This is a genomic window from Streptomyces sp. NPDC048331 (genome assembly GCF_043201215.1).
Classification (GTDB): Bacteria; Actinomycetota; Actinomycetes; order Streptomycetales; family Streptomycetaceae; genus Streptomyces.
Map to the genome: position 1 here is coordinate 305,615 of NZ_JBICYT010000003.1, position 12,008 is coordinate 317,622.

The 12,008-nt window shown below is 72.1% G+C and carries 13 protein-coding genes; 7 read left to right on the plus strand and 6 right to left on the minus strand.

Annotation, left to right across the window (positions count from 1 at the left end):
• Positions 1-74: 74 nt before the first annotated feature.
• Entirely contained in the window at positions 75-1,073 is a 999-nt protein-coding gene (locus ACGFYY_RS07355) for a BTAD domain-containing putative transcriptional regulator (RefSeq protein ID WP_393707529.1), read from the minus strand.
• A gap of 174 nt (positions 1,074-1,247) precedes the next feature.
• Here ACGFYY_RS07355 and ACGFYY_RS07360 point away from each other — a divergent pair, with 174 nt between their 5' ends.
• The 3 genes from ACGFYY_RS07360 (at position 1,248) to ACGFYY_RS07370 (ending at position 4,833) form a co-directional block, all read left to right on the plus strand.
• On the plus strand, positions 1,248-2,849 hold the full coding sequence (locus tag ACGFYY_RS07360; protein ID WP_393707530.1) for a tryptophan halogenase family protein: 1,602 nt from the start codon (positions 1,248-1,250) through the stop codon (positions 2,847-2,849).
• Between the two features lie 84 nt (positions 2,850-2,933).
• Positions 2,934-3,566: a flavin reductase family protein gene (locus tag ACGFYY_RS07365; protein ID WP_393707531.1), complete on the plus strand. Its 633-nt coding sequence runs from the start codon at positions 2,934-2,936 to the stop codon at positions 3,564-3,566.
• Positions 3,553-4,833, plus strand: a complete 1,281-nt coding sequence (locus ACGFYY_RS07370) for a cation:proton antiporter (RefSeq protein ID WP_393707532.1) — start codon at positions 3,553-3,555, stop codon at positions 4,831-4,833. Before ACGFYY_RS07365 ends, ACGFYY_RS07370 begins: the two co-directional genes overlap by 14 nt.
• Positions 4,834-4,885: 52 nt before the next feature.
• On the opposite strand, the gene ACGFYY_RS07375 is transcribed toward ACGFYY_RS07370, so the two are convergent.
• The 3 genes from ACGFYY_RS07375 to ACGFYY_RS07385 all read right to left on the minus strand — a co-directional run bounded on the left by ACGFYY_RS07375 (position 4,886) and on the right by ACGFYY_RS07385 (position 7,509).
• The gene (locus tag ACGFYY_RS07375; protein ID WP_365266355.1) at positions 4,886-5,311 is read right to left on the minus strand and encodes a universal stress protein; all 426 of its coding nucleotides are present in this window, start codon (positions 5,309-5,311) and stop codon (positions 4,886-4,888) included.
• A 9-nt stretch (positions 5,312-5,320) separates the two neighbouring features.
• Positions 5,321-6,853 carry an APC family permease gene (locus ACGFYY_RS07380; protein ID WP_393707533.1) on the minus strand — a complete coding sequence of 511 codons (1,533 nt, stop codon included), beginning with the start codon at positions 6,851-6,853 and terminating at the stop codon, positions 5,321-5,323.
• A gap of 62 nt (positions 6,854-6,915) precedes the next feature.
• Positions 6,916-7,509 carry a histidine phosphatase family protein gene (locus tag ACGFYY_RS07385; RefSeq protein ID WP_393707534.1) on the minus strand — a complete coding sequence of 198 codons (594 nt, stop codon included), beginning with the start codon at positions 7,507-7,509 and terminating at the stop codon, positions 6,916-6,918.
• Between the two features lie 70 nt (positions 7,510-7,579).
• On the opposite strand from ACGFYY_RS07385, the gene ACGFYY_RS07390 reads away from it, so the two are divergent.
• Genes ACGFYY_RS07390 through ACGFYY_RS07400 form a run of 3 tightly spaced genes read left to right on the plus strand, consistent with a single transcriptional unit; the run spans position 7,580 to position 9,569 of the window.
• Entirely contained in the window at positions 7,580-8,341 is a 762-nt protein-coding gene (locus ACGFYY_RS07390) for a YoaK family protein (protein WP_393707535.1), read from the plus strand.
• 25 nt (positions 8,342-8,366) lie between these two features.
• Positions 8,367-8,846 carry an Lrp/AsnC family transcriptional regulator gene (locus ACGFYY_RS07395; protein ID WP_301372899.1) on the plus strand — a complete coding sequence of 160 codons (480 nt, stop codon included), beginning with the start codon at positions 8,367-8,369 and terminating at the stop codon, positions 8,844-8,846.
• A gap of 45 nt (positions 8,847-8,891) precedes the next feature.
• Positions 8,892-9,569 carry an HAD family hydrolase gene (locus tag ACGFYY_RS07400; protein WP_393707536.1) on the plus strand — a complete coding sequence of 226 codons (678 nt, stop codon included), beginning with the start codon at positions 8,892-8,894 and terminating at the stop codon, positions 9,567-9,569.
• A gap of 46 nt (positions 9,570-9,615) precedes the next feature.
• Here ACGFYY_RS07400 and ACGFYY_RS07405 read toward each other — a convergent pair whose 3' ends face one another.
• Positions 9,616-10,044 (minus strand): MarR family winged helix-turn-helix transcriptional regulator, encoded by a 429-nt coding sequence (locus ACGFYY_RS07405; protein WP_393707537.1) that lies wholly within the window; start codon positions 10,042-10,044, stop codon positions 9,616-9,618.
• Positions 10,044-10,460 carry an SRPBCC family protein gene (locus ACGFYY_RS07410; RefSeq protein ID WP_393707538.1) on the minus strand — a complete coding sequence of 139 codons (417 nt, stop codon included), beginning with the start codon at positions 10,458-10,460 and terminating at the stop codon, positions 10,044-10,046. The genes ACGFYY_RS07405 and ACGFYY_RS07410 overlap by 1 nt, the downstream gene beginning before the upstream one ends.
• A gap of 139 nt (positions 10,461-10,599) precedes the next feature.
• On the opposite strand from ACGFYY_RS07410, the gene ACGFYY_RS07415 reads away from it, so the two are divergent.
• Positions 10,600-12,003 (plus strand): cytochrome P450, encoded by a 1,404-nt coding sequence (locus ACGFYY_RS07415; RefSeq protein ID WP_393707539.1) that lies wholly within the window; start codon positions 10,600-10,602, stop codon positions 12,001-12,003.
• The last annotated feature ends 5 nt before the right edge of the window (positions 12,004-12,008 follow it).

Consider the following 12,008-nt stretch of genomic DNA (forward strand, 5'->3'; position numbering starts at 1 on the left):
CACGGTCAGCACGGTCACGGTGGGGTCCTCACTCGGTCACGGGATCACGGGCTCGCTGAACAGCTGGGGCGGTGTCACGCGGTGGCCTGGTCGGCCGCACGGGCCAGGGCGGCCGCGGCCCGGTTGTCGGGCCTGGCCCGCCGCACGGGGCGGGCCAGGGCGGTCGTACGGACCTCCGGGCTCCAGGCGGGGGTCCCGGCCCGGCGGGCCGTCGGTCGTAGCGCGCGGACGCTGGCGGGCGGGGCGCCGGTGACGGCGGAGACGGAAGCGGCGGCAGCGGCGCGCGCGGCGGCCGGGAGCAGGGCGCCCAGCAGCCGCTGGGTCTCGTGGCCGGGTGCCACGGCCAGCTCGTCGCGCATCCGGCGGGCGCACAGCTCGTACCAGCGCCGGACGCACGCGAGTTCACCGCGCCGGCCGTGCGCGGCCATCAGCGCGCGATAGGTCTCCTCGTGGTGGCGGTCGATCTCGAGGGTGCGCTTGCAGACCTCGATGAGCTCCACGAAGTCCTCGCGGGCCTCGGCGTCGGCGCGCAGCGCTCCCAGGGCCCGCAACGCGAGCGCCCTGAGGTACTCGCGCTGTTCGACGACCCAGTCGGCGCTCTCGCCCCGCAGGAACTCGCCGCCGTAGAGACCGATCGCCGCCCGTAGCCGGGTGCGGGCGAGCGGGGCGTCACCGGCCGCGGCGGCGCGCAGGCCGGTGTGCACCAGTTCCTGGAAGCGGTCCAGGTCGCACCAGAGGCCGGTGATGTGCAGGACGTAGCCGAAGTCCCGGTAGACCAGTTGGATCCCGGAGTCGCCGGGGCGGTCGGGGTGGGCGTCGAGCACCCGGCGCAGTGCGTGGGCGGCGACCTTCAGGGAGCTGCCCGCGGCGGAGTCGGCACCGGGCCACAGGGAGGCGTAGAGCCGGTCGCGGGTGAGCATCTGGCCGCGGTGCACCGCGAGGTACTGGAACAGGCCACGAGCCTTCCCGGCCCGCCAGCGCTGGACGGGGGTGCCGTTGACGGTCAACTCGAAGTCGCCCAGGAAGCGGACCCGTACCGCCGGCCCCGCTGTTTCGGTCGCTGCGGTGGTCATCGCGTCCTCCCGGTGGTTTTCAGCCTGCCGCTCTGCCTGCGAGGAGTGTGTCCGGGGGGTCTACAAGGGCCCTACAACGGCCGGATCCGAGCGGTGTAGAGCGGTGATAGGGCGCTTTTCGACACTGATGAGCACGACCACCCGAACCGCCGAATCCGAAATGAGGGCTGTTTCATGACCAGCAGCGACACCCGGCTTCAGAAGGTCGTCATCCTGGGCGGCGGCACGGCCGGCTGGATGACGGCCGCGTACCTCGGAAAGGCGCTGCAGGGGACGGTCGACATCACCGTGCTCGAAGCGCCGACGATCCCGCGCATCGGTGTCGGCGAGGCCACCGTGCCCAACCTGCAGCGTTCGTTCTTCGACTACCTGGGCATCGCCGAGGACGAGTGGATGCGGGAGTGCAACGCGAGCTTCAAGATGGCCGTGCGCTTCGTCAACTGGCGGACCGACGGGCAGGGCGAGTCGACGGCCCGTGAGCTGCCGGGCGGCGGTCCGGACCACTTCTACCACCCGTTCGGGCTGCTCCCCGATTACGACCAGACCCCGCTGTCGCACTACTGGTTCAAGCGCAAGTACGAGGGCCGCACCACCGAGCCGTTCGACTACGCCTGCTTCCGCGAGCCCCCCGTGATGGACGCGATGAAGGCGCCACGCTGGCTCGACGGCCGGCCGGCCACCCGCTACGCCTGGCACTTCGACGCCCAGCTGGTGGCCGACTTCCTGCGCCGCTTCAGCACCGAGAAGCAGGGCGTGAACCACGTGCAGGACGAGATGGTGCGGGTCGAGCAGGACGAGCGCGGCTACGTGACCACCCTGCACACCAAGGGCGGACTGGCTCTGGACGCCGACCTGTTCGTGGACTGCTCGGGCTTCCGCGGCCTGCTGATCAACCAGGCGATGGAGGAGCCCTTCATCGACATGAGCGACCACCTGCTGTGCGACAGCGCGGTGGCGACGGCCGTCCCGCACGACGACGAGGCGAACGGCGTGGAGCCGTACACGTCGGCGATCGCCATGTCCTCCGGCTGGGCGTGGAAGATCCCCATGCTGGGGCGCTTCGGGACGGGCTACGTGTACTCCAGCAAGTTCACCGACCAGGACACCGCCACCCGCGAGTTCGCGGACATGTGGGGGCTGGACCCGGAGGTGACGAAGTTCAACCACATCCGTTTCCGCGTCGGCCGCAACCGTCGGGCGTGGGTGAAGAATGTCGTCAGCATCGGCCTGTCCTCCTGCTTCCTGGAGCCGCTGGAGTCGACGGGCATCTACTTCATCACCGCCGCGATCTACCAGCTGGCCAAGCACTTCCCGGACAAGACCTTCAACGACGGTCTGATCAACAGCTTCAACCACGAGATCGAGGTGATGTTCGACGACACCCGCGACTTCATCCAGGCGCACTTCTTCTACGCGCCGCGCAACGACACGCCGTTCTGGCAGGCCAACAAGAAGCTGACCCTCCCCGAAAACATCCAGCAGAAGATCTCCGCCTACAAGGCCGGTCTGCCCATCAACTCGCCGATCACCGACGAGTCGACGTACTACGGCAACTTCGAGGCCGAGTTCCGTAACTTCTGGACCAACGGCAGCTACTACTGCATCTTCGCGGGGCTCGGCCTGGAGCCGGACGCCCCGCTGCCCTCCCTGGCTCACCGGCCGGACTCGGTGGCCGGTGCGGAACCCCTCTTCGACACGGTCAAGCGCCAACAGCAGAACCTGCTGGAGACGCTGCCCAGCGCCTACGACTACCTGCGCCAGTTGCACGGCGCGTAAGGCCCACCGCTCCCACGGCCCGGCAGTACGGCTCTCCCGCCGGCTGCCGGGCCGCAGTTGCTTCAGCCACCTCAGGAGTCAGACATGCCCCATCGCTCCGTGCCCCACCCCGCCGCACCGGACGAGTCGGCCGGGGGCCGGCCGACGGACCTCCGTCCCTTCATGGCCGCCTTCCCCACCGGGGTGTCCGTCGTCACCACACTGGACTCCGATTCCGTGCCGCACGGACTGACCTGCACCTCCCTCGCGAGCGTCGCGCTCGAACCGGCGACGCTCGTGGTGTGCATACGGGCGGCGAGCCCGACCCTCGCGGTGCTGCTCGCCCAGGGCCACTTCGCCGTCAACCTGCTGCACGAGGGGGCCCGCGGCACCTCGGACCTGTTCGCCTCCGGGGCGCCCGACCGTTTCGACCGCGTCGAGTGGCGGCTGCCGCTGGGGGCGGGCGGACCGCACCTGACGGCGGACGCGCACGCCGTCGCGGACTGCGCCGTGGTGAGAACCGTCGGCTTCGGGGACCACACGGCCGTGTTCGCCGAGGCCCGCCGGGTGACCGTACGGGAGGACCGGGAACCGCTGCTCTACGGGCTGCGCCGGTACGCCCCGTGGTCCGCGGCGGCCACGGCCCCGCCGCCGGCCGCGCAGTCGGCCGCGCGTCACGACCTGCCCGGCGCACTGCGGCCGGCCGCGCCCGAGGGAGGTACCCGTGTCGTCCGTTGACCCGCTGCCCGCCCTGCTGGTCGCCGTGCCGGTGGTGATCCTGGCCTGCCAGGTGGGGGCCGCCGTCTGCCGCCGGTTCGGCCAGCCCCCGGTGGTGGGCGAGATCGCGACCGGCATCCTGCTGGGCCCGTCCCTGCTGGGGTGGATCTGGCCGCAGGCGCAGCACGCGCTCTTCCCACCGTCCGTACTGCCGTACACCTCGGTGCTCGGCCAGCTCGGGCTGCTCGCCTTCATGTTCCTGGTCGGTCTGGAGCTGGACCTGAAGAGCCTGCGCGGTCACACCCGGGTCGCGGTGGCCGTGAGTCAGGCGGGCATGCTGCTGCCGCTGGCCCTGGGCGCGCTCCTCGCGGTCGCGATGTACGGCGAGTTCGCCCCCGACGGGGTGGGCCGGATGCCGTTCACGCTCTTCATGGCCGTGGCCATGAGCATCACCGCGTTTCCGGTCCTCGCCCGGATCCTCATCGACCGGGGCCTGTACGGGACTCCGCTCGGCGCGCTCGCCATGGCCTGCGCGGCCGTGGACGACGTCGTCGCCTGGTGCCTGCTGGCCCTGGTGGTGGCACTGGCCACCGCGGGGTCCCCGATGGAGGCGGCCACCACGGCCTCCCTCGCCGTGGCGTTCACCCTGGTGATGTCGTACGCGGTACGCCCCTTGCTGGCCCGGTGGTCGGCCCGCGCCGACCGGGCCGGCGACGCGGCGGTCCTGGTGGGGCTGTTCAGCGGGCTGAGCCTGTCCGCGCTGGCCACCGACCTGATCGGGGTGCACGCGCTGTTCGGGGCGTTCCTGTTCGGGGTGGTCACCCCGCGCACCGGCCGGCGCGTCGAGGCCTCGGCGGCCCGGCTGCGCGCGTTCACGGTGCCCGTACTGCTGCCGCTGTTCTTCGTGCACACGGGGCTGCGTACGGACATCGGTGGTCTGACGGCCGCGCCCGAGCTGTGGCTCTGGACGGCCGCGATCCTCCTGGTCGCCTTCCTCGGCAAGTGGGGCGGCGCGGCGGGCGCGGCGCGCGCCTGCGGAAGACCGTGGCGGGAGGCCCTGTCGATCGGTGCCCTGATGAACTGCCGGGGGCTGACCGAGCTGGTGGTGCTCAACGTCGGTCTGGAACTCGGCGTCATCGGGCCGCAGCTGTTCACCATGCTGGTGCTGATGGCCCTGGTGACGACGGCGATCACCAGCCCGGCCCTGACCCGGCTGCGCGCCGGGGAGGAGGTGAGCCGCCGGGCCCCGGTGCAGGCCGAGCCCGAAGGCGCCCTCTCCGGGCCTTGACGGGCGGACCGGGACCGGAGGGTGTCCGGCCGCGCCGGCCGCACCACGACTGTCAGGCGTCCTCCGGCCCGGTCGGTACGCACAGCACCGGGATCGGCGACAGGTGCAGCAGCTTGTGCGGGGTGGAGCCGAGCAGCGCTCCGCGCATCGGGCTGTCGCCCCAACTGCCGACGATGATGACGCGGGCCCGGTGGCGCTCGGCGGCGTCCAGCAGGGCCTGCGCGGGCTTTTCGTCGGCCACCTCGACCGTGGAGGGCACCCCCGCGGCATCGGCTTCCTCGACGGCGTGCGCGAGCGCGCTGCGGCCCGCCTGGCGGACGGCTTCGCGGTGGGCGCGGGACTCCTCGCCGGTGGGGCCCGGGGCGGCCGCGCCGTAGACGAGGACGAGGGGCTCGCCGAAGGCGGTGGCCACCTCCAGCGCCACCTGCAGGGCCCGTTCGGCGCCCGGTGATTCGTCGTATCCGAGGACCACGGACATCGGGGGCTCCTAGGAGGGTTTCCGGGGCTTCCCGGCGTGGACGAGTTCCGGGTCGACGACGCCGCGTCGCTCCTGCCAGAACCTGCCGTCCCGGACCCGCCAGAAGCACATGACGGCCACGCCCACGAGCGCGATGCCGATCCCGATGACCAGCGGCGGGCCGAGCCCGAACCAGGAGACTCCGCCGGCGGAGTTCTCCGGGTCGGACATGTCGCCGATCGACTCCACCAGCAGCCAGGCCAGCAGGCCGGCGCCGATCACCGGGCCGAGTCCGATCAGGAGGAAGTTGTGCGCGTTCTCGAGGAGGTGTCGGCGGTAGTAGACGGCGCAGGCCAGGCCGGTGAGCGCGTAGTAGAACGCGATGAGCAGGGAGAGCGCGGTGAGCGAGTCCAGGAGCGCGTTCTCGCTGATCTGGTTGACGACGAGGTACCAGCCGATGGCGATGCCGGCCACCCACCACGTGCTGACGTCAGGGGTGCGGAACCTCGGGTGGATGTGCGCGAGCCGGTGCGGCAGGGCGTGTCGGCGGGCCATGGACAGGGCGGTGCGGGAGGCGGGGATGATCGTGGTCTGGGTGGAGGCGAGGGCCGAGGTGCAGACGGCGAGGAGCACCACCCAGTCCCAACCGCCCATGACCTCGTGGGCGAGGACCGCGAAGATGGCCTCCTCCTCGCCCGCGTTCTCGGCGAGGTAGGCGGTGCCCGCGTAGGCGACGACCGCGAAGCCCACGGACAGGTAGGTGACCAGGAGGATCACGGTCGACCAGATGCCCGCTTTGCCGGGCGCGGTGGCGGAGTTCTCGACCTCCTCGGTGAGGTTGACCGCCGATTCCCAACCCCAGTAGATGAACACGCCGAGCAGCAGCCCGCCGGTGAGCGCGGCGCCGCCCGCGCCGAAGGGGTTGAGCCAGCTGAGGGACGGCTCGATCGAGTCCAGGGTGCTGGTGTCGGCGTAGACGCGGTAGATGGCGACCACGGCGAAGGCCAGCAGGAAGAAGACCTGGGCGAGGATGAGAACGTCCTGGAGGTGGGCCGAGAGCTCGGTGCCGATGACGCAGATGCCGGTCATGGCGAGGATCACCGCGACGGTGAGGCCTTGGCGGATCCAGGCGTTGGCGGCCCAGCTGTCGAGTCCGACGGCGAGCAGTCCGAAGTTCACGGCCACGTCCGCGAGTGAGCCGATGACGAGGACGCCCGTCATGGCGATGGCCCAGCCGCCGAGCCACCCGGCCCAGGGGCCCATGGCACGGGTGACCCAGGAGAAGGTCGTCCCACAGTCCTGGTCGACCTTGTTGAGGTAGTAGAAGGCGGCGGCGATGAGGAGCATCGGAACGAAGGAGGCCAGCATCACGCCGGGCGCGTAGATGCCGGCCAGCGCCACGATCGGGCCGAGGACGGCGGCCAGGGAGTAGGCGGGCGAGGTGGAGTTCAGGCCGATGACGAGTGCGTCGAGGAACCCGATCGCGTTGGCCTTGAGCCTCTCGTCCAAGCCCTCCGGTCCGGCACCCGCACTGCCTTCGTCCGTGTACGCGTCGTGACCCATGTACGAATGGTCACGCACACGCCTGCGCCGCGCGAGGCGAGGCGACCGCGTCCGGCGCCCTGTCAGGGGCGGGTGTTCCAGCCCGCGATCACCGGGAGGTCGTGCTCGGTGGACAGCACGCTGACCGTCCCGGTGCGCAGCAGGAACAGGCGGCCGTGTTCGGGCTCCAGGCGCAGGTAGCGGGCGGTGAGGACGCGCAGGAAATGGCCGTGGGCGACGAGGACCACGTCGCCGCCACCGGCGCGGAGCACGGGGGCGACGCGGGCCAGGGCGCGGTCGGCGCGGGCGCCCACCTGGGCGGCGCTCTCGCCCGGGTGCTCGGCGTCGCCGGGCGGGACGCCGTGGGTCCACAGGGACCAGTCGGGCGTCGTCTCCCGGATCTGCGCGGTGGTGATCCCCTCGTAGCCGCCGTAGTCCCATTCGTACAGGTCGGGGTCGGCCTGGCCGCCGGTGAGCCCGGCGAGTTCGGCGGTGGCGACGGCTCGGCGCAGGGGGCTGGTCAGCACCAGGGCGGGCCGCTGGTCCCGGAAGAAGGGGGCCAGCGAGATGGCTTCCTCGATGCCGCGCGCGGTCAACGGCAGGTCGGTGCGCCCCGTGTGTCGCCCGTTCGCGCTCCAGGCGGTCTCGCCGTGCCTCACCAGCAGCAGGTCGCTCATCCTTCGGACCCTATGCCTTCCGGCATGTCGACGCCGGAGCACCTGGGCGGGCGTGTCACTGTCGGGCGTCATGGACGAGAACCGGGAGGCCGGGCGGAGGGCCGGTTCGCCGCTGCTCCCCCCGCACATGCCCGCGCTGATGGTCGTACTGACCGGGGTGACGGGGCTCGTGGAGGCGGTGAGTCTGCTGGCGCTCGGGCCGGCCTTCACGGCGATGCAGACGGGCAATGTGCTGTTCGTGGCCTTCGGGGCGGCCGGGGCGGGAAGACTGGAGACGCTGGCGCCCGGGGTCTCCTTGGTCGCGTTCGTGGTCGGGGTGGTGTGCGGGTCGCACCTGGAGTCGGTGACCGAGGTCCGTGGGAGGCGTTGGTTCGTCATCGGCCTCCTCGCCGAGGCGGGGCTGATCCTGATCGCGGCGGGCATCGGCTGGGGGTTGCCTCCCCGGTACGGGGCCCCGACGGTGCGGCATCTGGCGGCGATGGTGGTGCTGGCCCTGGCGATGGGGCTGCGCAACACCACGATCATGCGGGCGAACGTGCCCGGCGTACCGACGACGCTGGTCACCCGGTCCATGACCGCCTTCATCGGGGCTTCGGCCATGGGTCGGGAGAACCTGTACGGGTACCGGACGGCCGGCTGGCGGCTGCGCGGTCTCTCCGTCCTGGCGATGTTCGCCGGCGGGTTCCTCGGGGCGCTGCTGCTGCGGGCCGGTCGGTCGGTGGGATGGCTGCTGCTGCCGGCCGCCGCCATCGTGCTGGTCGTGGGCCTGCTCTACCGGAACCAGCCGGCGCTGCACACCGACCGGGCACCTGGCCAGGAACCATCGGGGTGAACGGGGCCATTGGTACAGTCGGGGCGTGGCGGTGGACGAGCTCGACACCAGAATTCTGCGCCTGCTGATCGAGCAGCCGCGTACCAGTGTCCGCGAGTACGCCCGGATCCTCGGCGTCGCGCGCGGCACCCTCCAGGCACGGCTGGACCGGCTGGAGCGCACCGGCGTGATCACCGGCACCGGGCCGGTGCTCTCCCCCGCCGCGCTGGGCCATCCGGTGCTGGCGTTCGTGCACATCGAGGTCACCCAGGGCCATCTGGACGAGGTGGGGGACGCGCTGGCCGCCGTGCCCGAGATCATCGAGGCCTTCTCGATCACCGGGGGCGGGGACCTGCTGACCCGGGTGGCGGCCCGCGACAACGGGCATCTGGAGGACGTGATCCAGCGACTGATCCAGCTCCCGGGCGTGGTCCGCACCCGAACGGAGGTGGCGCTGCGCGAGCGGGTGCCGCACCGCTTGTTGCCGCTGGTCGAATCCGTGGGCAGAAATGCAGGCAAAACCTGACAGGATGACCGGAACAGGACGCGACCTGTAGGACGGGCGTATCGGATGATTTCTGTCATATTCGATCTCGACGGCACCCTCGTGGACAGCGAGCCCCACTACTACGAGTCCGGCCGCCGCACCCTGGAGCGGCACGGGGTCCCCGATTTCACGTGGGAGCAGCACTCCCGCTTCATCGGCATCGGCACGCGGGAGACCCTGGAGATCCTGCGGGACCGGTACGGGATCCAGGCCCCGGTCGATCAGCTGCTCGCCGAGCAGAACGCCGCCTACCTGGAGCTGGCCCGTACCCGGATCGAGGTCTTCCCGCAGATGCGGGCGTTCGTCGAGCGGCTGCACGGCGAGGGCGTCGCGATGGCGGTGGCGTCGGGCTCCTCGCTGGAGGCGATCGACGCGGTGCTGTCGGGCACCGGGCTGGACAGGCTGTTGAGGACGACGGTCTCCGCCGAGGAGGTGGCGCGGGGCAAGCCCGCTCCGGACGTGTTCCTGGAGGCGGCCCGCCGGCTGGGCGCCGATCCCGCCGACTGCGTGGTCGTCGAGGACGCGGCGCCCGGGGCGCGGGCCGCGCGCGCCGCGGGCATGGCCTGCGTGGCGGTCCCGTACACCCCGGACATGGCGCGGGACCCGGCCTTCGCCTCGGCCGGACTCCTCTTCCCGGGCGGGCAGCCGCAGTTCAGCGCGGACGCGGCGTACGCGTGGTTGTCGGCGCGCCGGACCGCGTAGGTCGGGCGGTATCCGGCGCCCCTCCTCGGCGACCGCGCGCCGGAGTTCAGTCCTCCGGACGGGCCAGGCGGCCGAGCAGGGCCAGCGCGTCGCCGAGGGGCACCGGCCGGAAGAACTCCGCGTCGGCCTGCTCGACGGCGGCGATCGCCCGCGGGGCCAGTTCGGCTCCGGCGTCGGTCACGCGCAGCCGTTTGGCGCGGGCGTCGGCCGGGTCGACCTCCCGCGCCACGAGCCCCTTCTGTTCCAGGGCGCGCAGGACCTGGGAGGTCATCTTCACGTCGGTGCCGGCCTGGCGGGCGACGGCCAGCTGATGGGGATGCTCACCCTGACCGTTGAGCCACCAGGTGCAGGCGAGCAGCACGAACTGCACGTGGGTCAGGTCGAGCGGGGCCAGGGCCGCGGTGATGTCGCGCTGCCAGCGCAGGGTGGCGTGCCACAGCAGGAACCCGGGGCTCTCGCCGGGGCCGAGCGCCATCAGCGGAGCGCCGACTCGGCCAGTGCGGCCATCGTGTCGGGCCAGTCGGCGGTGATGCCCGGACCGATCTGCGGGCCGATCACGTCGGCACCCTCGCCGGTGATCTCCATCCGGTAGACGACACGGATCCGGTCCTGGCCGATCGGGTCGATCCGGTGGACGGTCCGCAGCAGCAGGCCGTCGAAGCGCGCCTCGTCGACGAACAGCTCACCTTCGATCACTTCGGTGAGGCGCAGCGGGATCGGGTCCGCCCCCGGCGGCGTCATCGTGATCCGCGTACCGGTCGCGAAGGGGCCGTCGATCTCGATCTTCTGGATCTCGGCGTTCCAGGCGCCCCAGTTCGCCACGTCCGCCCAGAGCCGCCAGATCGCCTCGGCGGTGGCGTCGGTCTCGATGCTGTGCTCGTACTCCCACATGGGTGGCCTCCCCGACCGGATCATCTACGCGAAGATTATCTACGCGCAGACTATCAGTCGACGACGCCGAGCCCGATCCCGTCGAGCAGACCCTGTCCGATCCCTGGCGGCCCGCGGGGGCGGCCGGCACCATGCCTGCGTGACCGCGACCGCGACCTCGAACCCGGGCACCCGGAGCGGCGGACCGCGCCGCTGGCCGTTGCTCGGCAACCTGCCCGCATTCGCCCGCGACCCCTTGGCCTTCTTCGAGTCCCTGCGCGACGACTACGGGGACTGGGTGCCCTGGGCACTCGGCCGCCGGCGCAACATCCTGGTCTCCCGACCCGAGCACGCGGGCGAGCTGCTCGGGGCCGTCGAATCCACCTTCCGTCCGACGGAACTGGGCTGGGCCTTCCGTCAGTTGCTGGGCAACGGGGTGGTCGTCGCGACCGGGGACGACTGGCGGCGCAAGCGCGCGCTGGTCCAGCCGGCCGTACGGCCGCGCCAGGTGCGCGCGTACGCCGCCACCATGGTCGAGTGCGCGGACGCCCTGGCGAGCGGCTGGCGCGCGGGGCAACGGATAGACGTGCACCGGGAGATGGCCGGACTCACCCAGCGGATCGCGGTCCGCACGTTGTTCGGGAGCGACGCCGCCGGTCGGGAGAGGTCCATCAGCGCGGCCATGGCCACGGCGCAGCGGGAACTGGGCGCGGAGTTCCGTGGGCTGACGCTGTTCCTGCCACCCTGGGTACGTACTCCCGGGCGCCGCCGGATGCGGGAGGCCGTGGAGGTGCTCGACCGGGAGATCGAGCACGTCATCCGGGAGCACGAGGCGGCGTCGGCGGCCGGCGCGGAACGGGACGACCTGCTGAGCCGACTGCTCGCGGCCCGCGACGAGACCGGCGGCCCGCTCTCCCGCAAGGAGCTGCGGGACGAGTCCCTCACCCTCTACATCGGCGGCCACGAGACCACCTCGACCACCCTGACCTGGGCCTGGCAGCTGCTGTCAGGAGCGCCCTCGGCACGGGACCGGCTGACGGATGAGCTCGATCGGGTGCTGGGCGGGCGACTGCCGACCTACGACGACTACGCGCGGTTGCCCTGGACCCAGCAGGTGGTCAAGGAGGCCCTGCGGATCTATCCGCCGATCTGGCTGATCTCGGCGGTGGCCACGGAGGGGGCGACCCTCGACGGGCGCCCGATACCGGTCGGAACCTCGGTGTGGACCAGCCCCTGGTCGATGCACCGCGACGCCCGCTGGTTCCCGGACCCGGAGGCCTTCCGCCCCGAGCGGTGGGACGCGGACGCCCCGCAGCCGGTGCCCGAGCACGCCTGGTTCCCCTTCGGCGGCGGACCGCGCGCCTGCCTGGGCGCGCGGTTCGCGCTGGTGGAGGCCGCGCTCGTACTGGCGGTACTGGCGCAGCGGTTCCACCTGGACAGCGGGAGCACACGGGCCGGGGTCTTCCCCGGGCTCACCTTGCAGCCGACCGATCCGGTCCTGGCGACCCTGCGCCCCGCCGGCGCCGTGGCCCGGGAAGATCCGGGGCCCGCCGCAAGTTGGTAGAACCG